This window comes from Enterobacter cloacae complex sp. 394F7 (assembly GCF_057320385.1).
In genome coordinates this window covers 451,584-473,829 of the sequence record NZ_JBXWCS010000002.1, presented here as the reverse complement: position 1 = coordinate 473,829, position 22,246 = coordinate 451,584, and the positions used below count along the sequence as shown (strand labels likewise).

The 22,246-nt window shown below is 55.3% G+C and carries 17 protein-coding genes and 3 tRNA genes; 11 read left to right on the top strand and 9 right to left on the bottom strand.

From position 1 onward, the window contains the following. Positions 1 to 16 precede the first annotated feature (16 nt). A tRNA-Asn gene (locus tag AC2FAK_RS04740) sits at positions 17 to 92 on the bottom strand. A 161-nt stretch (positions 93 to 253) separates the two neighbouring features. Here AC2FAK_RS04740 and emmdR point away from each other — a divergent pair. Continuing rightward, positions 254 to 1,708: a multidrug efflux MATE transporter EmmdR gene (gene emmdR / locus AC2FAK_RS04735; RefSeq protein ID WP_120727113.1), complete on the top strand. Its 1,455-nt coding sequence runs from the start codon at positions 254 to 256 to the stop codon at positions 1,706 to 1,708. 103 nt (positions 1,709 to 1,811) lie between these two features. Further along, positions 1,812 to 1,887, top strand: a tRNA-Asn gene (locus AC2FAK_RS04730). A 136-nt stretch (positions 1,888 to 2,023) separates the two neighbouring features. On the opposite strand, the gene AC2FAK_RS04725 is transcribed toward AC2FAK_RS04730, so the two are convergent. From AC2FAK_RS04725 to shiA, 3 genes are all read right to left on the bottom strand, one after another. Then, positions 2,024 to 3,796, bottom strand: a complete 1,773-nt coding sequence (locus tag AC2FAK_RS04725; RefSeq protein ID WP_095454594.1) for an aminopeptidase P family protein — start codon at positions 3,794 to 3,796, stop codon at positions 2,024 to 2,026. An 18-nt stretch (positions 3,797 to 3,814) separates the two neighbouring features. Beyond that, a complete protein-coding gene (locus AC2FAK_RS04720) occupies positions 3,815 to 5,269 on the bottom strand; it encodes an AMP nucleosidase (protein WP_062934713.1) in 1,455 nt (484 codons plus the stop codon). Positions 5,270 to 5,342: 73 nt separating this feature from the next. Beyond that, a complete protein-coding gene (shiA, locus tag AC2FAK_RS04715) occupies positions 5,343 to 6,656 on the bottom strand; it encodes a shikimate transporter (protein ID WP_014832581.1) in 1,314 nt (437 codons plus the stop codon). 256 nt (positions 6,657 to 6,912) lie between these two features. Here shiA and pagP point away from each other — a divergent pair, with 256 nt between their 5' ends. Further along, positions 6,913 to 7,488, top strand: a complete 576-nt coding sequence (gene pagP, locus AC2FAK_RS04710) for a lipid IV(A) palmitoyltransferase PagP (protein WP_014832580.1) — start codon at positions 6,913 to 6,915, stop codon at positions 7,486 to 7,488. On the opposite strand, the gene AC2FAK_RS04705 is transcribed toward pagP, so the two are convergent. The 3 genes from AC2FAK_RS04705 to AC2FAK_RS04695 are packed head-to-tail and all read right to left on the bottom strand — an operon-like array spanning position 7,485 to position 12,594. Then, complete coding sequence (locus tag AC2FAK_RS04705; protein WP_014832579.1) at positions 7,485 to 8,450, bottom strand: acyltransferase; 966 nt, start codon at positions 8,448 to 8,450, stop codon at positions 7,485 to 7,487. The genes pagP and AC2FAK_RS04705 overlap by 4 nt on opposite strands. Next, positions 8,447 to 11,509, bottom strand: coding sequence for an efflux RND transporter permease subunit (locus AC2FAK_RS04700; RefSeq protein ID WP_095454593.1), 3,063 nt, complete (start codon positions 11,507 to 11,509; stop codon positions 8,447 to 8,449). The genes AC2FAK_RS04705 and AC2FAK_RS04700 overlap by 4 nt, the downstream gene beginning before the upstream one ends. Next, positions 11,509 to 12,594 carry an efflux RND transporter periplasmic adaptor subunit gene (locus AC2FAK_RS04695; protein WP_170942732.1) on the bottom strand — a complete coding sequence of 362 codons (1,086 nt, stop codon included), beginning with the start codon at positions 12,592 to 12,594 and terminating at the stop codon, positions 11,509 to 11,511. The genes AC2FAK_RS04700 and AC2FAK_RS04695 overlap by 1 nt, the downstream gene beginning before the upstream one ends. 396 nt (positions 12,595 to 12,990) lie before the next feature. Here AC2FAK_RS04695 and AC2FAK_RS04690 point away from each other — a divergent pair, with 396 nt between their 5' ends. The 3 genes from AC2FAK_RS04690 to ldtA are packed head-to-tail and all read left to right on the top strand — an operon-like array spanning position 12,991 to position 17,147. After that, the gene (locus tag AC2FAK_RS04690) at positions 12,991 to 13,422 is read left to right on the top strand and encodes a universal stress protein (protein WP_058681727.1); all 432 of its coding nucleotides are present in this window, start codon (positions 12,991 to 12,993) and stop codon (positions 13,420 to 13,422) included. A 47-nt stretch (positions 13,423 to 13,469) separates the two neighbouring features. Beyond that, positions 13,470 to 16,163: a cation-transporting P-type ATPase gene (locus AC2FAK_RS04685; protein ID WP_095454591.1), complete on the top strand. Its 2,694-nt coding sequence runs from the start codon at positions 13,470 to 13,472 to the stop codon at positions 16,161 to 16,163. Positions 16,164 to 16,214: 51 nt separating this feature from the next. Then, positions 16,215 to 17,147, top strand: a complete 933-nt coding sequence (ldtA, locus tag AC2FAK_RS04680; RefSeq protein ID WP_095454590.1) for a L,D-transpeptidase — start codon at positions 16,215 to 16,217, stop codon at positions 17,145 to 17,147. A gap of 85 nt (positions 17,148 to 17,232) precedes the next feature. Here ldtA and AC2FAK_RS04675 read toward each other — a convergent pair. Beyond that, a tRNA-Asn gene (locus tag AC2FAK_RS04675) sits at positions 17,233 to 17,308 on the bottom strand. 320 nt (positions 17,309 to 17,628) lie between these two features. Between AC2FAK_RS04675 and nac the strand changes: the two genes are divergently transcribed. The 4 genes from nac to AC2FAK_RS04655 all read left to right on the top strand — a co-directional run bounded on the left by nac (position 17,629) and on the right by AC2FAK_RS04655 (position 20,613). Further along, on the top strand, positions 17,629 to 18,546 hold the full coding sequence (gene nac, locus AC2FAK_RS04670; protein ID WP_010432103.1) for a nitrogen assimilation transcriptional regulator NAC: 918 nt from the start codon (positions 17,629 to 17,631) through the stop codon (positions 18,544 to 18,546). 96 nt (positions 18,547 to 18,642) lie between these two features. Next, a complete protein-coding gene (gene cbl / locus AC2FAK_RS04665; protein WP_095454589.1) occupies positions 18,643 to 19,593 on the top strand; it encodes an HTH-type transcriptional regulator Cbl in 951 nt (316 codons plus the stop codon). A gap of 359 nt (positions 19,594 to 19,952) precedes the next feature. Beyond that, complete coding sequence (locus AC2FAK_RS04660; protein WP_014832569.1) at positions 19,953 to 20,327, top strand: type II toxin-antitoxin system RelE/ParE family toxin; 375 nt, start codon at positions 19,953 to 19,955, stop codon at positions 20,325 to 20,327. Beyond that, entirely contained in the window at positions 20,311 to 20,613 is a 303-nt protein-coding gene (locus AC2FAK_RS04655) for a helix-turn-helix domain-containing protein (RefSeq protein WP_014832568.1), read from the top strand. The genes AC2FAK_RS04660 and AC2FAK_RS04655 overlap by 17 nt, the downstream gene beginning before the upstream one ends. A 95-nt stretch (positions 20,614 to 20,708) precedes the next feature. Here the strand turns inward: AC2FAK_RS04655 and AC2FAK_RS04650 are convergent, their stop codons facing one another. Next, positions 20,709 to 21,641 carry a LysR family transcriptional regulator gene (locus AC2FAK_RS04650; RefSeq protein WP_095454588.1) on the bottom strand — a complete coding sequence of 311 codons (933 nt, stop codon included), beginning with the start codon at positions 21,639 to 21,641 and terminating at the stop codon, positions 20,709 to 20,711. Positions 21,642 to 21,782: 141 nt separating this feature from the next. Here AC2FAK_RS04650 and AC2FAK_RS04645 point away from each other — a divergent pair, with 141 nt between their 5' ends. Then, positions 21,783 to 22,172, top strand: a complete 390-nt coding sequence (locus tag AC2FAK_RS04645) for a RidA family protein (protein WP_013097827.1) — start codon at positions 21,783 to 21,785, stop codon at positions 22,170 to 22,172. Positions 22,173 to 22,246: the final 74 nt, after the last annotated feature.

Sequence of the window (22,246 nt, the reverse complement as noted above, 5' to 3'; positions counted from 1 at the left end):
CGGGCTTTTCAGAATGTGGCTCCTCTGACTGGACTCGAACCAGTGACATACGGATTAACAGTCCGCCGTTCTACCGACTGAACTACAGAGGAATCGTTGTGGAGGCTTATCTTAGCGGCGAAAAAACTTTTGTCAAACCTGATCTTAGTGATTAGCGATCGATTGCCGATTCTGTCATCAGTTTGTTGCAAATCCAGACATCTTTTTATGGAAAATACTTTGCAGGATGAGCTTTTCTCCCCCATCATTTGAAATGGAGTTTCAACTTTTCTCGCTAAGGTCCATTTTGAACGTTACTGCCACTCTCCGCCAGGCGATTATGCGCACGCCATGGTATGCAAAACGTAAAAGTTATCGTGTTCTGTTCTGGCGTGAAATCACCCCGCTTGCCGTACCTATTTTTCTGGAGAATACCTGCGTTCTGCTGATGGGGGTGTTGAGCACCTTCCTGGTGAGCTGGCTGGGTAAAGAGGCGATGGCCGGGGTTGGGCTGGCGGATAGTTTTAACATGGTGGTGATGTCTTTCTTTGCCGCTATCGATCTTGGGACCACGGTGGTGGTGGCCTTTAGCCTGGGCAAGCTGGATCCGAAGCGTGCACGCGAAGCCGCCCGGCAGTCGCTGATGATCATGACCCTCTTTTCGATTATCCTGGCGGCGGTGATCCACTATTTCGGCAAAGAGATTATCGACTTTGTCGCGGGTGAAGCGACGAATGAAGTTAAGGATCTGGCGCTGACCTATCTGGAAATGACGGTCTTAAGCTATCCTGCCGCGGCTATCGCGCTGATCGGTAGCGGCGCGCTGCGCGGGGCGGGCAACACAAAAATTCCGCTGCTGATCAACGGCGGAATGAACATCCTGAATATCATGATCAGTAGCGTTCTGATCTACGGTGTTTTCTCCTGGGAGGGAATGGGGTTTGTTGGTGCAGGGCTGGGGCTGACTATCTCCCGCTACATTGGTGCGGCAGCCATCCTCGGGGTGTTGATGGCGGGGATCACGCCATCGCTGCGCCTCACATTAAAAAGCTACTTCCGACCCTTTAACTTCGCCATTATCTGGGAAGTGATGGGGATTGGTATTCCTGCCAGTATCGAGTCGGTACTGTTCAACGGCGGTAAACTGCTTACCCAGATGTTTGTTGCCGGTATGGGGACAGATGTGATTGCCGGTAACTTTATTGCCTTCTCCATCGCCTCGCTGATTAACCTGCCGGGTAACGCCTTAGGGTCGGCCTCCACCATCATCACCGGTAAACGGCTCGGCAAAGGGCAGATAGGTCAGGCGGAGCGGCAGTTGCGCCATGTCTTCTGGCTGTCGACCATCGGTCTGACGATAATTGCGTGGGGGAGCGCGCCCTTTGCCGGGCTGATGGCCTCGTTCTATACCCACGAAGATGATGTTAAAGAGGTCGTTAAGATCCTGATTTGGCTCAACGCGGCCTTTATGCCGATTTGGGCGGCGTCCTGGGTACTGCCTGCCGGGTTAAAAGGGGCACGCGATGCCCGTTTTGCGATGTGGGTCTCTATGCTCGGCATGTGGGGTTGCCGCGTGGTAGCGGGTTATACGCTGGGTGTCATGCTCGGTATGGGGGTCGTCGGGGTCTGGCTGGGGATGTTCCTTGACTGGGCCGTGCGTGGGGCATTGTTCTACTGGCGTATGGTAAGTGGGCGCTGGCTCTGGAAATATCCGCGGCACAATGCCTGACAAATGTGCGAAATGTTGAATAAATCGGCAAACGATCGGAAATCTGCATTCTGCCTTTGACAACACCGGGTAGCATCGATAATATGCGCCCCGTTCACACGATTCCTCTGTAGTTCAGTCGGTAGAACGGCGGACTGTTAATCCGTATGTCACTGGTTCGAGTCCAGTCAGAGGAGCCAAATTTGAAAAGCCTGCTTTTAAAGCAGGCTTTTTGCTTTTGTGCGTTCTGGAAAACTGCCGGGTGGCGGCTTCGCCTTACCCGGCCTACGGGACTGTAGGCCCGGTAAGCGCAGCGCCACCGGGCAATAAACCGCACTAATGTTTCACACGAATCGGCGCCGTCGCCTCCACCAGCCACGGACGCGCGTCGCTCTCCACCAGCGGGGACAGCGCTTCGCGCACCTGCTGATGATACTCATCCAGCCACTGCTTTTCCTGCTCGTTTAACAGATTGAGTTCGACCTGGCTGAGGTCGATTGGGATCAGCGTCAACGAGGCAAATTTGCAGAATCCTGGAGAGCTTTCCACAATCTCCACCTGATTTTCAATGCGGATCCCATGGCTATCCGCCAGATAGTATCCCGGCTCGATAGTCATAATATTGCCCGCCACCAGCGGCCACGGGTTGACCTTTTTAGCGATGCGATGCGGGTTCTCATGGATAAGCAACTGATGGCCCACGCCATGGCCCGTTCCGTGATCGAAATCCAGCCCCATCTCCCACAGCGGCCGACGCGCGAAGGCATCCAGCTGATGCCCCTGGGTGCCGGACGGGAACTGCAGGGTAATCAGCGACAGAAAACCTTTCAGCACGGCGGTGTAATGTAATCGCTGCTGCGGGCTGACCTTGCCCCACGCCAGGGTACGCGTGGCGTCAGTGGTACCATTATGGTACTGACCACCAGAATCATTCAGATAAAAGTGGTCATGGCCGATGGGTTTGTTGCTGGCTTCGCTTGAGTGGTAGTGGCACATCGCCGCATTGCTGGACGAGGCCGAAATGGTCGCAAAACTTTGCTCAATAAAGCCGGGCTGCTGCTCGCGAAACGCGAGTTGCTGTGCCTGGGCCTCCAGCTCGGTCACCGGCTGACCTGCTGCGGCACGTTCTGGCACTTCGCGGCTCAGCCAGGCCAGGAAATTGACCCACGCGGCACCGTCCTGGTGATGGCACTCCCGGTAACCCGCCAGTTCTACCGGATTTTTATTGGCCTTCATCAGGGTGATAGGGTCGGTTTGCCAGAGAATGTCACCGTGTGGCTCAATGGCAAAACGCAGGGCCACCGGCGCTGAATCGGCATCTACCATCACCCGTTTACCGTGAGAAAGGTGCTGGCAGCGTTCAATAAAGGCATCCTGCGGCGCAATGGTAAAAGCGTTTCGCACGCTATCAGGCAGGTTGCTTAGCTTATTGTCGTTAACGAACCACTCAACGCTACCGTCCCGACTGAGCAGAGCAAAAGAGAGCGGAACCGGGCTGGTGGGAATATCTGAACCGCGCACGTTAAGCAACCAGGCAATGTTATCCGGCAGGGTCACGGCCAGATAATCGGCATTGTTCGCGGCCAGCACGGCGGCGACGCGCTGACGTTTATCGGTGCTGCTTTCACCACTGGTTTCAACGGGCATCTCGCGGATAAGCCCCGCCGGAGCGGCAGGGCGATCGGTCCATAACGTATCAAACGGTGACTGGTTAAGCGGCACCATTTCACACGGTGTCGCAGATAGCGTCTCATAATCGGCATTGGTCATCAGCAGCGCTTCAAAACCAATCCGCGTGCCAGCCTCAACGTTGGCTGTCAGCCATTGAGCCAGCGGCTCGTTGTGCAGATGATGGATCTCTACTTCATCCATATTGACCTGCACGCGGGCCTGAACCTGATAGCGGCCATCGACAAAGAGCAGGGCTTTGTCTTTTAGCACCAGAGCCAGCCCCGCCGAGCCATCGAAGCCAGTCAGCCAGGCCAGTTTTTCATCATACGGCGCGCAGTATTCGCTCTGCCAGGCATCTGCGCGCGGGACGATCATCCCGTCGAGCTTATTTTCCTGTAGCCACTGACGCAGGGCCGATAACGGTGATGGGGTGTGCATTATTTTTCCTTATTGTTATCAGCGGAATGGCGGTTCGTTAAAGGTACGCAGCTTGCGTGAGTGCAGCCGGTCACCTTCTGCCCGCAGCAAATCAATGGCGCGAATGCCGATTTGCAGGTGTTCGGATATCGCCCCTTCGTAGAACCGGTTTGCCTGTCCCGGTAGCTTGATTTCACCGTGCAGCGGTTTATCGGAAACGCACAGCAGCGTGCCGTAAGGCACACGGAAGCGATAACCCTGAGCGGCAATGGTGGCGCTTTCCATATCAATTGCCACCGCGCGGCTCAGGTTGAAGCGCAGGGCAGAGGCGGAATAACGCAGCTCCCAGTTACGGTCATCTGTCGTGACTACCGTGCCAGTACGCAGACGCTGTTTGACCTCTTCACCCGGCATGCCGCTCACCTCTTTAGTGGCGTCGTACAGCGCGCGCTGCACTTCGGCAATGCTTGGGATCGGGATGTCCGGCGGGAGCACGGCGTCAAGCACGTGGTCATCACGCAGGTAGGCGTGGGCCAGCACGTAGTCGCCAATCAGCTGGCTTTCACGCAACCCACCGCAATGACCAATCATCAGCCAGACGTCCGGGCGCAGCACCGCCAGATGGTCGCAGATGGTCTTGGCGTTTGACGGACCCACACCGATGTTGATAAGCGTAATGCCCTGGCCGTCGGCGGTGATCAGGTGCCAGGCTGGCATCTGGTGCTTCTTCCATGCCAGATCGGAGATAGCCTGCTCAGGCGCTTCGGTTTCAGCGGTGATCCAGATCCCGCCGGCGCAGGAGAGGGCGATATAAGGGCTCTCCGGGTCAAGGATTTGGCTACAGCCCCAGCGGACAAATTCGTCGACATAGCGGGTGTAGTTGGTAAACAGCACGAACGGCTGGAAATGCTCGGCTGGCGTCCCGGTGTAGTGACGCAGGCGCGCCAGGGAGAAATCCACACGGCGGGCGTCAAAATGCGACAAGGGGGAAAACTCTGCCGGATGATAAATGCCGTCGGCGGTCTCATCGCCAATCTGCGACAGCTCGGTCGTCGGGAAATGGCGCGTCAGCCCTGCGCTCATGGAGCGATCGAGCGTTAACGCCGAACCGTCAATCACGTACGGATAGGGGATTTCATGCTGTGATGGCTCAACGGCAATGTGTGCGCCGTAATCCTGATAGAGCAGAGTGAGTTGCTCCTCAAGATAAGGACGGAATAACCCAGGGCGGGTCACGGTGGTGCTGTAGCAGCCGGAGTGGGTAAAACGCGCGTAGGCACGGGTCTTTGGCGTGGTACTGGCGCTGCCGTCCCAGGTGACAGAGAGCGATGGATAAACAAAAAGGCCCTGGGTTCTGGCCTTTTCGTCGGGAAGTTTCCCTGTTTCGATGTACTCACTGATGGCGCTGCGCAGCGCATTGACGGACTGTTCGTACAGCGCGTCGAGTTTTTCCAGTGCCTGAGCCGGGGTCAGGCTGGAGCCCTTATTATTCATGTCTGTCTCCTTGTTCCACAGGTGTGCTGCTATACCCGATAGTATGTCACACGCCTGTGAAACAAAAGGGAGATCAGGGATGGTGTGTCTCTTTCATCACCAGCGCTGTGGCGGCCGACAGCAGGCAGCCTGCCAGCAGGTAGATCGCCACGCTGTGCCAGTTTCCGCCGGAGAACGTTACCAGCGCGGCGGCAATAAACGGCGTAAATCCGCCGCCCACGACGCTCGCCACCTGGTATCCCACACCCGCCCCACTGTAGCGGTAGCTGGCGCCGAACAGTTCGGTAAACATCGGTTGCTGCACGCAGACCACCATGTCGTGGGCAATGTTGGCGAGCATAATGGCAAAGAAGACTATCCAGAAGACCGACTGCGCCTCCAGTGCCATAAAGAACGGCCAGGCGCTGAGGGATCCAATCAGCGCACCGGTAATATAGACGCGGCGACGGCCAAACCGGTCCGCGAGCCAGGCGAAGCAGGGGATTGTCAGACAGCTGATCCCGCCCACCAGCAGACCGATATTCAGGAACAGCTCACGGGGAAGGCCAAGGTTCTGCGTGGAATAGTTGAGGGCAAATGCGGTAACGATATACATCGTCAGCAGTTCACACAGGCGCAGGGCGATAATTTTCAGAAAAGCGCCAGGATGGCGGATGAGCGCCTCCATCACCGGCAGCCGTTTTCTGGCAACGGGGTTTTCCCGCTGCTGTTCAAACTCGGCGGACTCTTCCATTCCGTTACGGATCCACAGCGCGGCGATAACCAGCACGATGCTGAAGATGAACGGAATGCGCCAGCCCCAGCTCAGAAACTGCGCATCGGTAGTGAAGTGGCTGATAAGCGACACCAGCCCGGTGGAGAGCAACAGACCCACGCCGTAGCCGACCTGCACGCCGCTGCTGTAGAACGCTTTCTTGTTTTTCGGTGCACTTTCGACCGATAACAGCGCCGCGCCGCCCCATTCACCGCCCACGGCAAAGCCCTGAATGGCGCGCAGGGTAACCAGCAGTACCGGAGCCCACCAGCCAATCGTGGCAAACGACGGCAAAATACCAATCAGCGCAGTGGCGATCCCCATCATCCAGACGGTGAGCATCAGCATACGTTTGCGGCCAAGGCGGTCGCCGAAGTGGCCGAAGATCACCCCGCCCAGCGGGCGGAACAGAAACCCGACGCCAAAGGTGGCAAACGCGGCGAGCGTGCCCATGGCCGGGCTAATTTGCGGAAAGAATTCGCGGTTAAACACCAGAGCGGCGGTGATGCCGTAGAGCAAAAAATCATACCAGTCCACGACGGCCCCGGCGAAGCTGCCAAAGGCAGCGCGGCGGGCACGGTTAAGGCAAGGTGTCCCCTCGCCGGGACGTGTGGAGATGAGGGTGGAGTCCATAGTTGTCCTGTCTGCACTGATTTTTTATTTATTGGTATAAGAAAAGGTTACTCACATAGCCGCCGCGTTATTGGCGGAAGGTATGAGACTACCGCGACAGGGGACATGAGAAAACGTTTTTATCCTTCCTGAGGGTGCTGAATAAAAAAATTTCATCTGCACGGGCCGCAATATAAATCGGTCTGTTTGGCACCGGTTCGTGCTGAATGGTTTAAAGTATTAGAGATACTGTGTGACTTAAGCTGAGGAAATATCTATGCAACGCCTCTTTCCAGCACTTTGGATGGCACTGTTTGTATTTATTTTCCCGCTTCATGCGGAGCCCGGCGTTTATGGTGAGCAGCGTATCAGCCGCTGGTGGAATGCGCTGACGGAGGATATTTCCCAGACCTGGCATCAACCAGAGCGATACGATCTTTACCTTCCGTTTCTGAGCTGGCACGCCCGTTTTATGTACGACAAAGAAAAAACCGACAATTATAACGAAATGCCGTGGGGCGGGGGACTGGGCGTGTCCCGCTATAACGAAGAGGGCAACTGGAGCGCGCTCTTCGCCATGATGTTCAAAGATTCGCACAATGAATGGCAACCCGCGATGGGCTACGGCTGGGAGAAGGGCTGGTACCTGGATAATGCCCAGGACTTCCGGCTTGGGCTCGGTGCCGCAGCGGGCATCACGGCGCGCGATGATTTTGCTAACTATGTGCCCCTGCCGTTTATCTTCCCGCTGTTCTCTGCCGGGTATAAGCGCGTTACCGTCCAGTTCACTTATATTCCTGGAACCTATAACAACGGTAACGTGCTCTTTGCCTGGCTGCGTCTCGGCTTTTAAAGGGTGATCACCTTTTTTGCCACGGCGTTAGACAGTATCAGCATGGAAAACAGAACTGAGGTGATGAAAGTGAGGACGATTAGCGTCAGCTTCATGCCGAGAGACGTCACCGGTATCAGCGCCGTCAGCAGGTGAAACACCGAGTAGTGGACAATGTACACGCCGGTCATCGTTTTGCTGATGGCGGCCAGGACCGACTCTTTAAACTCAGCATTGCGGCGAAAGCGCACGCCATTCGCCGCAATCACCAGCGCAATAATCAGAATGTAGATTTGCGAACCTGTAAGAATAAAGGCGTTTCTGTCGGCCTTGAACAGGGCAAAAAAGAAGTGGCGCTCGTAAAACCAGGTGAAGAGATAAATAAACGGGATGGCGATTACCGCCGTCCTGACCACATTCTTGCGGCTAATCCACCCGGAGATGTTGGGATCGCAGAAAAGCTGCCCCGTCAGGTAAAACAGTAACCACGTCCACAGGCGGTACTGTGGCGAAAGGGAAAGGAGGTGGACGTCGGGATAGAGCGCTGAAAGTAAATCATACCCGTAGGAGAAGAGCAGCAGACAGGCAATTACGCCGCAGAACAACGCGCGCCGCTGGCTAAGCCACTCCACCACCGGGTGGAAGCTGTAAATAACCACAAACGCAAACACGAACCACGGCTGAATTAAATACCCGCGTTGATACGGCTCCCACAGGTAATAGATCGTTATCCAGAACAGAAAGACAATCACCAGGCTTTTAATTTTGCCCAGTTGCCAGCGGGTGCCGTGCCGGGACTGGCCGTCGAGGTAGCCCGCGACCACAAAAAACAGCGGCGTGGCGATGGTCGAGATAAAGGTTAAAAACCCCAGGATCCAGTGATAGTCATAATCATAATGATCCCACGTATTGTAGATGGTGAAAAAGGTTACCGCCGTCATACAGCCCAGCGTCTTGATAATGTTCAGGCCTGTCGCATTCATTGTTGTTCCGCTTTGTCCTTACGATGGAAGCACGCGTAAATTACGGGAAGTACCAGCAGCGTCAGGATTGTAGCAAACCCCAGTCCAAACATAATCACAACGGCCATGCTCTGGAAGAAAACGTCCAGCAGCAGCGGAGCCAGGCCCAGTACGGTGGTGAATGCGGTGAGCAGAATGGGGCGCAGGCGCGAGGTGGCAGCATAAACAATCGCCTCGTGCTGACCTTTATGCGCTTTCTGCTGCTCGATCTCTTCCACCAGCACAATGCCGTTGCGGATCAGCATCCCGCTCAGGCTCAGCAGGCCAATCAGCGCCATAAAGCCGAACGGAATACCAGTGATCAAGAATCCCGGCGTGACGCCAATCAGCGCCAGCGGCACGGTCAGCCAGATGGCAACGGCGTTTTTCACCGAGCTGAACATCAAAACGGTGATGACAAACATCACCAGGAACCCGATCGGCAGCGTGGTAAAGATCCCCTGTTGTGCTTCGCTGGAGTTTTCCGCATCGCCTCCCCACTCAATGCTGTAGCCGTGGGGCAGGGCGAGGGCGTCAATGCGCGGCTTCACCCGGGCGAGAATATCGCCTGACGTTTGCTGGTTAAGCGGATCGGGGTCGGTCTGAACGGTCAGCACCCGCGAGCGGTCGCGTCGCAAAATCAGCGGATCTTCCCATTCCAGCGAGAAGCGGCTGACGACATTACTCAGCGGGATATACTGCTGCCGGGTCTGACTCCATACCAGCACGTTGTTCAGGTGATTCGCGTCCAGCCGTTCGCGTTCCGGCGGGCGTACCACGACCGGAAGCAGGTCACTGCCTTCCCGATATAATCCCGCCCGGCTGCCGGAGAAATTCATCTCCAGCGCGTTGTCGACGTCCTGCTTATCCACGCCAAGCTCGCGTCCCAGTGCGGCGACGTACTGCGGACGGAGCACCTTGCTGCGGTTTTGCCAGTCGTTTCTCACGCTTGCCGTGGCCGGGTCGCGCGCCAGGATCTCGTCCACCTGGCTGGCAATCAGACGCAACCTGTCAGGATCGGGGCCCTTGATGCGCACCTCAATGGCGCTGTCGCCAGAGGGACCAAACATTACCCGTTTGGTGCTGGCGTTTACCTGCGGATAGTTTCGCGCAATGTACTCATCGACGTGGCGCGTCAATGCGGAGATGTTGCGCTGGTCATCCATTCTTACCATGATTTGGGCATAGTTGCTGTACTGCCGCTGTCCGCTGTAGGTCAGAATAAACCGCATGCTGCCCTGACCGATGGTTGAGACGGTGGTTTCCACGCCGGGCTGGCCGTTGATGGTTTTCTCGATATCGCCGGTCATTTTCTCGGTCCATTTAATATCGGTGCCGTAGGGTAGCCAGAGGTCGACAAAGAAAATGGGCGTATTTGACGACGGGAAGAAGTTTTGCCGCACGGCACCAAAACCCCAGACTGACGCTGCCAGCAGCGCAACCATCACGATGAGCGTCGGCGCTTTCCGGTGCAGCAGCGCGTTAAGCAGGCGCCGGTAAAGTCGATAGAGGCGTTTGTCGTAAGGGTCTGTCTCGTCACTTTTTTCCGGCGCGCTGTCGTTTTTAAACAACCACCATGTGATCAGCACCGGCGTGATGGTGAGCGCTGAGAACCAGCTCAGCATCAGGGAAATCAGCAGTACCTGGAACAGGGATTTACAGTATTCCCCGGTAGAGTCCTGGGACAGCCCGATAGGCGCAAACGCGAGGATGGCGATCACCGTCGCCCCCAGCAGCGGCAGGGCGGAACGACGGATGATGTAGTTAATGGCGGTTAACAGCGGGGAACCTTGCTGACGCGCAATCAGCACCCCTTCAACGATCACGATGGCATTATCCACCAGCATACTGAGGGCGATAATCAGCGCGCCGAGCGAGATGCGCTGCAGCTCAATACCCCACAGATACATGATGAGCAGCGTGCCCAGCACGTTAAGTGCGAGGGAAAACGCGATGATGATCCCGCTGCGGACACCCATAAAGATCAGCAGCACGCCGATAACAATCGCCAGCGCCATCAGGAAGTTAATGATAAAACCATTTACAGAGTGCCCCACTTCGGCGGCCTGATCGTAGAACAGGTCGATGTGTATCCCTGCCGGTTTTTCCGCTGACATCTGGTTGAGCTTTGCCTCCAGCGCGTGTCCCACGTCGATCACGTTCACGCCGGGAATAAACGAGACGCCCATGGTGACGGCTTTCCTGCCGTTGGCATGATAGATACTGGCGGGCGATTCGTTCAGCCCGCGCGACAGCGTGGCGATATCCCGCAGACGGGTCGCCGCCCCGGTGCCGGAAGGGGTAATGATGAGATCCGCCAGTTCATCAAGGTTTTCGAACTCACCGGTTGGATGCAGACGAATGGATTCCGTTCCCGAGGTGATTTCTCCGGCGCTGGAAACGACGTTAAGCCTGCTGAGCAGGGCGGAAAGCTGGTTCAGCGTGATGCCGCGGGCCGCCATTTTGGTCAGGGATATATCGATATTGACCTGCTGGCTGATGGCCCCGCCGATGGCAACCTTACCGACGCCGGGGACCAGAATCAGTTCGCGCCGCAGCTGCTCGGCATATCTCACCAGTTCAGGATTGCTGAATTCATCCCCGGAAATCGCGAAGAAAAAGCCGAACACATCGCCAAAATCATCATTCACGAAGGGCGTCACGACGCCGGGCGGGAACTGGCGCGAAGCATCGCCCACGCGACGGCGCAGTTCGTCCCAGATCTGCGGCAGTTCGTTCGAATGATAACGTGAGGCAATGTTCACGGTGATTTGCGACAGGCCGTTGGAAGAGATGGAGCTCACGTTGTCCAGATAGGGCAACTGCTGAAGGGCATTCTCCAGCGGTAGCGTGACCTCCTCTTCAACCTGCTGAGCGGAGGCGCCGGGATAGTGGGTGAGCACCACCGCGGTTTTTATGGTAAAGGCGGGATCTTCCAGCCTGCCAATGTTCAGCAGGGCGAAAATGCCGCCCACGCCCAGCAGCAGGATCGTCAGCCAGACGCGAATGGGGTTATTGATAAACTGGCGAGAGATATCCATTACAGTCCCCGTTCACGCGTCCAGATACGTACCGGCTGATTAGCATGAAGTTCACCCACACCAGCTGCCACGACACGCTCGCCTGCTTTAAGCCCACGGGTGATTATCACGCCCTCAGTGGTTACTTGCCCCACGCTGACCTTGCGGTCTTCAAGATGGAGCGCATCCCCTTCTCCCGCCACGACCCAGACGTGCGGCTCATTGCGCGGGCTGTTATTCGGGTTAAAGACCGCCTCAACCGGTACAACCAGCGCCTGAGGGCCTGCACCGGCCGGGAGGTTGGTTAAATTGATGGTAACCGTACCGCTTACGCCTCCCACCACGGGAAAATCATCCGGGCGCGGCATGGTGAGTATCACCTGCCAGGTCAGGGTGTTACTGTCACTACTGCCTGAATGCTCTTTGTAGACAGCGGTAAACTCCCGATCCGGGAAGGCGTTAATTCTTACCACGGGACGATATTGCGCGTTACGGATATCAAAGGTCTTAAACAGGTTCTCAGGAAGACTAAACACCACGTCCAGCAGGTCGGTGCGGGTCAGGGTCGCAATGGGCTGACCGGCCGATACCACCTGATGCTTTCGCACATGCACGCTGGCCACTGTTCCGCTAAAGGGGGCGACGAGCGTCATCTGATTCAGCTCTTCACGGGCAATCTGCAGCGCCGCATTCGCCGAATCGCGGTTCGCGCGCTGTATGTCCATTTCTGCTTTCGAGATAGCCTGGCGGCCTGCCAGCGTCTGGAAGCGATCGAACTGCCGCTGGGCCAGCGTCGCCGCCGTTTGTCTGTCGTTAACCCGCTGCTGCGCTTCACGGGCGTTTAATCTGGCTAGCTGTTGCCCCTGCTTGATGGTTGCGCCCTGGCGTATATCCAGTGCTTCGATTTGACCCGCGCGCTTGAAGGAGAGGTCGGTTGCATCACCCGATTCAATGCGGGCGGGGAAAACGCGCTGCTGGGCGTGGCCGGGAACCGTCACCTCCGCCACTTTTACCATTCTGGGCAGGGGGGAGGCTTGCTTCGGTTTCGGGTCGCACGCCGTAAGCGTTAACAAAACGAACGGTAAAAGAGAGAGGTAGCGGTTCACTGTATTCCCCTAATAAATAACTGTTTTATTTATTCCGTAAGAAGGGCAGGGGGTGACACTATTCTGCCAGAACAGTGACGACCATATAGGTAAATAGGCCAATTGCCGTGCTGGCAATAATGGCAAGCGCGATAAACAAACCTAGACGAAAAAGGCTTAAACCGTACATTCATTCCTCCATGAGCCGTAAGCAGCGTCTTTCAATGAGCATAGTTGGGGAAAAGATAAATGTTAAATAACCATTATCAGTGGGGGCACGTTAATCCTGATATTCCTGTGCTACGTTTAATATCATTCATCTCTTTTCCCTGTAACGGGCATTAAGAGCAAGTCCCTGCATTTAATGCTTTTTTTGCTCCAGCCACAATCATATTAGTTACAAAAAGGATGCACGATATGTATAAAAACATTCTGGTTCCGGTGGATGTCTACGAGACAAGTCTGGCAGACAAAGCGCTAGAGCACGCTCATTTTCTGGCGCAAAGCGCATCGGGTGACATTCATTTGCTGCACGTCATGCCCAAATTTTCAGCCGAACTGACGCGTGGTTTTATTTCAGATGCGCGCAAAATGGATGAATATATGATTAATAATTCGAAAGAAAAGCTGTCTGCCCTGGTCAAAAAACTGAATCTGCCTGAAGAACACGTTCATCTTCATGTTCGGAGTGGGAATGTACGTGATGAAGTTATTAAGCTGGCAGATGAACTTGCCGTCGGGGCAATTATTGTCGGCTCCCGCAACCCCAATATTCAAACCCATTTGTTAGGGTCAGAGGCGGCAAGTATTGTTCGTTATGCACATGTTCCTGTTTTCGTTATTCGTTAATAGCATGAAAGCAAGGTGATTTCTGAAAAGAACCTGAGGAAGGAACGATGAAAACAGGAAAATCTGATCGTCCGTATTATCAACAAACTGTTGACGACACCCTGGCTAATGTCGACTCCACTGCGGAGGGACTGAGCAGCACTGAGGCATCCGCCCGACTCCAGCAGTATGGTGAGAATGCGTTACCGCAGAAAAAGGGTAAACCCGCGTGGCTGAATTTCCTGGCCCATTTTAACGATGTCCTGATTTACGTGCTGCTGGTAGCAGCGTTACTCAAGCTCATTATGGGGCATTGGGTCGACATGTTTGTGATCCTCGGCGTGGCTGTTATTAACGCGTTGATTGGCCATATTCAGGAGAGCAATGCTGAAAAATCGCTGCAAAGTATTCGCAATATGCTCTCCAGCGAAGCCGTGGTGATTCGACAGGGCAATCATGAAACGATCCCTACTACAGCGCTGGTGCCGGGCGACATTGTGGTGATCCGCGCCGGGGATCGTATCCCCGCGGATCTGCGCGTGATCGAAGCGCATAACCTTCGCGTGGAGGAGGCCATCCTGACCGGTGAATCCACCGTAGTTGAGAAAAACAGCGATGCGTTAACCGGAGAACTCCCTTTAGGTGACCGGTATAACTTGCTCTATTCAGGCACCACCGTCAGTTCCGGCGGTGGCAAAGGGGTAGTCGTGGCGACCGGTGGCGAGACAGAGCTTGGCCATATTAATCAGATGATGTCCGACATTGAAAAGCATCGTACGCCGCTGATGGTACAAATGGATAAGCTCGGAAAGACCATCTTCATCACCATCCTGGTGATGATGGTGGCGCTTTTTGTCTTTAGTTTGCTTTTCCGTGATATGGCGGTTTCCGAGTTGGTGCTGTCGCTTATCAGCCTTGCTGTTGCGGCGGTACCGGAAGGCCTGCCGGCCATCATTTCCATCATTCTCTCGCTTGGCGTACAGGCTATGGCGCGTCGCAAGGCCATTATTCGTAAGCTGCCGACGGTGGAAACGCTGGGCGCGATGACGGTTATCTGCTCGGATAAAACCGGTACCCTGACCATGAATGAAATGACGGTCAAAGCATTGATTACCGCTGACACCACCTATCGCGTGGAGGGGGACAGTTACGAGCCGGTGGGTAATATTCATCCCGTTGACGACCCAACACCCGTCAGCGTTACGCAGGGCTCCCTGCTGGAACGCTATCTGCGTACCATTGACCTCTGCAATGACAGTCAATTGATCAAAGACGAGCAGGGACTGTGGAAAATCACAGGTGGACCGACAGAGGGCGCGCTGAAGGTGCTGGCGGCGAAAATCCCGCTCCCGCCGCTTAACACCGAAATGCGCAGTAAAATCCCCTTTGATTCGCAATATAAATACATGTCTACACTCTATCGCCTGGGCGATGAGGAGGTGATCCTCATCACCGGTGCGCCGGACGTCCTTTTCCGCCTGTGCCAGTTCCAGCAGACCAACACCGGGTTGCAGCCTTTTGATCAGTCTTACTGGGAAGGCAAAATTGAAGAGTATGCCCGGGAGGGGTTGCGTATGGTGGCCGCTGCCTGGAAGCCTGCCGTCAGCGGGCAACGCGAACTGGATCACTCAGACTTGCAGGAGGGCGTCATTCTGCTCGGAATTGCCGGTATGATGGATCCACCGCGTCCCGAGGCGATAACCGCCATTGCCGACTGCCTGCAGGCCGGTATTCGCGTGAAGATGATCACCGGGGATCACCCGCAAACGGCGATGAGCATTGGCCAAATGCTGGGTATAGGTAATGCGGCAAGCGCCATTACGGGTCGTGAGCTTGAGGCTATGGATGACCGGCAGCTGAGCGAGGCGGCTCAACAATACGATATCTTTGCCCGAACCAGCCCGGAAGATAAATTCCGTCTGGTACAAGCCCTGCAAAGCAAGCAGGAGGTTGTGGGGATGACCGGAGACGGCGTGAACGATGCCCCTGCGCTCAAGCGCGCGGATGTGGGTATTGCGATGGGGATTAAGGGCACGGAAGTCACCAAGGAGGCCGCTGACATGGTGCTCACGGATGACAACTTTGCCACCATTGCCAGGGCCGTAAACGAAGGGCGTCGCGTTTATGATAATCTGAAAAAGACCATTCTGTTCATTATTCCCAGCAACATCGCCCAGGCATTGCTCATCATCATCGCTCTGTTGGCAGGGAATCTGATCCCATTAACGCCCGTGCTGATCCTGTGGATGAACATGGCGACATCGGCAACGCTCTCCTTTGGGCTGGCGTTTGAGGCAGGTGAAAAGGACATTATGAACCGTCCGCCGCGTAAACCAAATTTGCATGTGATGGACGGCTTTGCCATCTGGCGAGTGGTCTTCGTTGGCCTGATGATTGCCATCAGTGCCTTTGTGCTGGAAGCCTGGTTACAGCCGCGTGGTTATTCACCGGAGTTTATCCGTACAGTGTTGCTGCAAATGCTGGTGACGGCGCAGTGGTTCTATATGCTTAACTGCCGCGTGGCGGACGGTTTTTCCCTGAGCAAAGGCTTACTGGCAAATAAAGGTATTTGGGTGGTGAGCGGTGTATTACTGGTGCTACAGTTGCTTATTATCTACGCGCCTTTCATGCAGACGCTGTTCGGTACCGAAGCACTGCCGTTCCGCTACTGGGTCATCACGTTCCTGATTGGCTTTGCGATGTTCCTGATTGTCGAAGTGGAAAAACCGCTAACGCGCAGGTGGCGTAAAACGGTGGCGTAATCGCATTAACTCAAACAGCCTGCCTGACGGCAGGCTTGAACACAGGACATTATGATTCGATTCGCCTCGTTCGTTCTTACGCTTTGCGCCGTTGTTTCGGGGGCCTTTGCCGTAACCTATCCATTACCCTCTGATGGTGGCCGTCTGGTGGGGGAACCCATAACTGTTACCGTTCCACAGGGGAACACCTTGCCGCTCGAAGCGTTTGCCGCGCAATACGGGCAGGGGCTGAGCAACATGCTGGAGGCAAACCCCGGTGTTGACCCGTTTTTACCGCAATCCGGGACCCGACTGGTGGTACCTCAGCAGCTCATTCTTCCCGATACGGTGCGCAAAGGCATCGTGGTCAACGTGGCGGAAATGCGCCTTTACTATTACCCGCCAGGCAGCAATACCGTTGAAGTGTTTCCCATCGGTATTGGCCAGGCCGGGCGCGAAACGCCACGCAACTGGGTGACAGCCGTCGAGCGCAAGCAGGAAGGGCCAACCTGGTCGCCCACGCCAAACACCCGGCGTGAATATGCGAAAGAGGGGAAAACGCTGCCCGCATTCGTACCCGCCGGGCCGGATAACCCGATGGGGTTGTACGCGATCTATATTGGCAGGCTTTATGCCATTCACGGTACTAACTCGAATTTCGGCATCGGTCTGCGCGTCAGTCAGGGCTGCATTCGCCTGCGTAATAACGATATCAAATACCTTTTCGACAATGTGTCGCCAGGCACGCGCGTGCAGCTTATCGATCAGCCTGTAAAAGTGACGACGGAGCCAGACGGCAGCCGCTGGGTGGAAGTGCACGAACCGCTGTCGCGTAACCGCGCAGAATTTGAATCAACCAATAAAGTGCCGCTGCCGATTACCCCCGCGTTGCGGGCACAGCTAATAAACGAGGGGGCGGGCGCTGAGCTGGAACGTCGATCCGGGATGCCGGTCAAGCTTGCTTTGCCCGGTGGCGCTGCGCTTACCGGGCCTACAGTCCCGTAGGCCGGGTAAGGCGAAGCCGCCACCCGGCAGTTTTCCAGAACGCGCAAAAGCAAAAAGCCTGCTTTAAAAGCAGGCTTTTCAAATTTGGCTCCTCTGACTGGACTCGAACCAGTGACATACGGATTAACAGTCCGCCGTTCTACCGACTGAACTACAGAGGAATCGTGTGAACGGGGCGCATAGTAACGACCTGCGTACGCCTTGTCAAAGGGTGAAACCACGCTTTGCGTCTGTTTGCTGACAATTTCAGCAAAGTGGCGATTTTGCCAACGTAATGCACCGTTGTGGTGCGGATATACCTCTTATGGGGCAGATCATAAACCGCTGTTTCAGTAATAAATCCGGCGTCTATGATTAGGTTTCCTTATTTTCAGGCGCTTAGCGAACAAATCAGACCTGCTGGTAAAACTGGCATTCATATTGCAAAACCTGTTCAACAACAACAGCCAGTACCGGCACAGCATTTCGAACAGGGGGCAAAATGAACTTAAGACGACTGAAATACTTCGTAAAAATCGTCGATATCGGCAGCCTGACTCAAGCGGCGGAAGTGCTGCATATCGCGCAGCCTGCGCTGAGCCAGCAGGTGGCTACTCTGGAAGGCGAAATGGATCAGCAGCTGTTGATCCGCACCAAACGCGGCGTAACTCCAACGGAAGCAGGCAAGATCCTGTATACCCACGCGCGCACCATTCTTCGTCAGTGCGAACAGGCGCAGCTGGCGGTTAATAATGTTGGCCAGACGCTGAGCGGACACGTTTCCATCGGGCTGGCACCGGGGACCGCAGCGTCTTCCATCACCATGCCACTGCTGCAGGCGGTGCGCGCTGAGTTGCCGGAAGTGCTGGTCTATCTGCACGAGAACAGCGGCTCTGTCCTGAATGACAAGCTGCTCAATGGCCAGCTTGATATGGCGGTGCTTTACGATCGCTCCCCGGTTGCGGGGATCACCAGCCAGCCGCTGCTGAAAGAAGATCTGTATCTCGTGGGCACCCGCGATTGTCCGGGGCAGAGCGTTGATCTCACTGCGGTTGCAGAGATGAATCTTTTCCTGCCGCGTGATTACAGCGCCGTGCGCGTACGCGTGGACGAAGCGTTTTCCCTGCGCCGCCTGACGGCAAAAATCATCGGTGAAATTGACTCCATCTCCACGCTGACTGCGGCGATTGCCAGTGGGATGGGCGTCACGGTGCTGCCGGAATCCGCCGCGCGCTCGCTGTGCAGCGCAGCAAATGGCTGGATGGCGCGCATCACCACGCCATCAATGAGTTTACCGCTGTCGCTGAACATGTCCGCCCGCGGCTCGCTGTCGCCACAGGCGCAGGCGGTGAAAGAAATTTTAATGTCGCTGGTGAGTAAGCCATCGCTGGAGAATCGTGAACTGCAGCTCGTGAGTTAATATTCCAGAAAGGCATAAGATGCTGGTTTTTATTATTTGTTCTGCAGCTCAGCTGACTCTAACAATAGAGCTATGTCAGATGCGCCGGAGTGAATCGTGAATTTCCAGCAACTTAAAATTATCCGTGAGGCGGCCAGGCGGGACTATAACCTGACCGAAGTCGCCAATATGCTTTACACCTCCCAGTCGGGTGTCAGCCGTCATATTCGCGAGCTGGAAGAGGAGCTTGGCATTGAGATTTTTATCCGTCGCGGCAAGCGCCTGCTTGGCATGACGGAGCCAGGTAAAGCGTTGCTGACCATCGCTGAGCGGATCCTCAACGAGGCCAGCAATGTCCGTCGCCTGGCGGATCTCTTTACCAATGACGCCTCCGGCGTGCTCACCATCGCCACTACCCATACTCAGGCACGTTACAGCCTGCCGCCGGTGATAAAAGCGTTTCGTGAAATTTTCCCTGACGTTCGCCTGGAGCTTATTCAGGGCACGCCGCAGGAAATTGAAATGCTGCTGCAAAACGGTGGGGCAGATATTGGTATCGCCAGCGAACGCCTGAGCAACGACCCGCTGCTGGTGGCTTTCCCCTGGTTCCGCTGGTACCACAGCCTGTTGCTCCCGCTCGATCATCCGTTGAATCAGGTTTCCCCGCTGACGCTGGAAGCGATCGCGAAATGGCCGCTGATTACGTATCGCCAGGGTATTACCGGGCGTTCGCGCATCGATGAAGCATTCAACCGCAAAGGGTTAACGCCGGATGTGGTGCTGAGCGCACAGGATTCCGATGTGATCAAAACCTACGTTGAGCTGGGGCTGGGAATCGGCCTGGTCGCGGAACAGTCTGGTGGCGAGGGTGATACCGGGAACCTGGTGCGTCTGGATACACGTCATCTGTTTGACGCCAATACCGTATGGCTCGGCCTCAGGCGCGGACAGCTCCAGCGCAACTACGTGTGGCGCTTTATCGAACTCTGCAACGCCGGGCTGTCCGTTGACGAAATCAAACGCCAGGTGATGGAGCCGGAAGAAGTGGCGATTGATTATCAGATTTAGGTGCTGGCTTGCCCGGTAGCGCTGCGCTGACAACGTGTGGGATCATCGATTGAATAAACGTCCAGACCACCGTACTGGCTAGTGACATCGACGTTAACAGAGGCAAAGCCAGAGGTGCCCCATTTCGTCGAATGGCTGGATGAGGAAGTGGCGGCCTGGCGGCAGTTAACGTAGTCCTGAACTCTTTTTTACGATACTGCTCGCAATGCGGTGAGCACCTGACGGGTGATTCACCGAAATACTCCTGCACGTCTTCAGCTTTCGCGTAACAACACAAGAATAATGCTCATTCTCTCAGGATAATCGCTGCTATAGCTTTACGGCTATATAGTTTGTGATCTATATTTTATGGAGGGAGTGTGTGGACAATTAACACGACGGACAGGTTCGATTGCTGGTTTCGTTCACTTGACGATACTGATCGGGCCAGCGTGCTGGCAGCACTGCTTGTTTTGCGAGAAAAGGGGCCTGCTTTGTCGAGGCCCTATGCCGATACGCTTAGAGGCTCTCGTCACAGCAACATGAAAGAGTTGCGCATTCAGAGTAAGGGCGATCCGTTGCGGGCATTTTTCGCGTTTGACCCAAACCGTACCGGCATTGTGCTCTGTGCCGGCAATAAGGTCGGCAACGAAAGACGCTTTTACGATGAGATGCTTCTGGTGGCCGACCGGGAATTCACTCACTGGTTGAATACATTAAAAGAGAGGACGTTACGCGATGGGCAGAAACCTTGAGCAGCTTATAGCGGATGAAAAATCGGATGTTGTTGCCAGCGCTCAGGCAATGGCTGCCGACATTTTGCTTAACATCCATCTGGCAGAGCTACGTGAAAAGGTGCAAAAAACGCAGGTTGAAATGGCGCAGGCGCTGGGTATCCGACAGCCTACCGTCGCGGTCATGGAAAAGCCCGGGCGCGATCTTAAACTCTCTTCACTCAAGCGCTACGTTGAGGCTGCGGGTGGAAAGCTTACACTTGACGTTGAGTTACCGGATGGTTCGCATTATGAGTTTGTGCTGTAGGGCGCAAAAGCAAAAAGCCTGCTTCAAAAGCAGGCTTTTCAAATTTAGTTCCTCTGACCGGGATGGTCTTAGCCAGTAACTAGCGAATAAACGAGCTAAATCAGAATTCCCTTTCGGTTGACGTTGGGGACATGCTGCTGCATCAATTCAACGATCCAATCAATAAATACGCGCAGTCTGGCGTTGACATGGCGGTTCGGCGGAAACGCCAGGTACAGGGGCATTGGAGCAAGACGCCAGTGTTCAAATAGCGGAATCAAGGCACCACGAGCCTGATGCGCTGCCGCCATATAGACTGGCAGCGCAATCACGCCTAACCCGGCTAACCCGGCTTCGAGGTAAGCATTGCCATCATCCACGGCGAGTACATAGCTGCCCGTGATTTCAATACGTTCACTCTCACTGCGCAGTGCCAGAGGATCAATCTTACCGGTGCGTGAGGACAAGAATCCCACGATGCGATGGTCGGTATTTTCCAGCTCTCGCGGATGCGCAGGGGTACCAAGGCGTTCCACATAACCGGGAGCGGCGTAGACGCCGATTTGCAAATCACCGACATGGCGAGCAATCAGGGACTGGTCATGGATTGCACCGCCGCGCAGCACGCAATCCACGTTGTCGCCAATCAGGTCCACCACCCGGTCGCTCACGCCCATGTCGAACTGAATGTCAGGGTAGCGTGCGTGGAACGCCGGTAGCGCCGGCACCAGGATGAGGCGGGCCAGCGGACTGGGCACATCCACCCGTAGCCGTCCCCTGGGCGTAATTGCCGCACTGGAGAGGCTGTTTTCAGCATCTTCCATGTCCGCCAGCAGGCGGATGACGCGTTCGTAGTAGACCGCGCCATCGGGAGTGACGCTGAGCTTGCGGGTGGTGCGATGGAGCAATCTGACGCGCAGGCGCGCTTCCAGCTGCTGAATAAGCTGCGTCACCGTGGTTTTGCTCATATGAAGCGTTTGGGCAGCCTTTGTGAAGCTACCTGCCTCTACCACGCGAGCAAAGGCGCGCATCGCATCGAAACGATCCATTCCTTATCCTCTCTTTTTACCGATTGTTTGGATATTACAAACAATGATGGACAAAGTCGCTTGTTTATCCGCCCGATCCTGCACCTGTAAAGTGTCTTTAAGTTCATTGGGCAGATTTCGCCCCATTGCAAAGGTGTAAATATGACAGCACGCGAAGCAGTTTTTCCCTCAGGACGCCAGGCGCTCTATGAGCGCAATCGCTATTCACCGGCCATCAAATCTAACGGTTTCCTGTTTGTTTCGGGGCAGGTTGGTAGCCGTGAGGATGGTTCGCCTGAGCCCGATCTGAAAGCGCAGGTCAGGCTGGCATTCAATAATCTTAATGCTGTCCTCGCGGCTGCGGGCTGCACGTTCGATGACGTGGTTGACGTTACCCTTTTTGTCGTCGATCCCGAGTCAAACCTCGACGCTATCTGGAGTATCCTGCCAGAATATTGGGGGGAAGCGCCTTACCCAACGTTGACCGGGATCGGCGTAACGTGGCTGTACGGATTCCAGTTTGAGATTAAGGTGATTGCCAGGCTGCCGTGAGCGTCAGGGGTCTTTGCGCCAGTCGAAAGATAAGACAGCGCTTACCGGGCCTACAGTCCCGTAGGCCGGGTAAG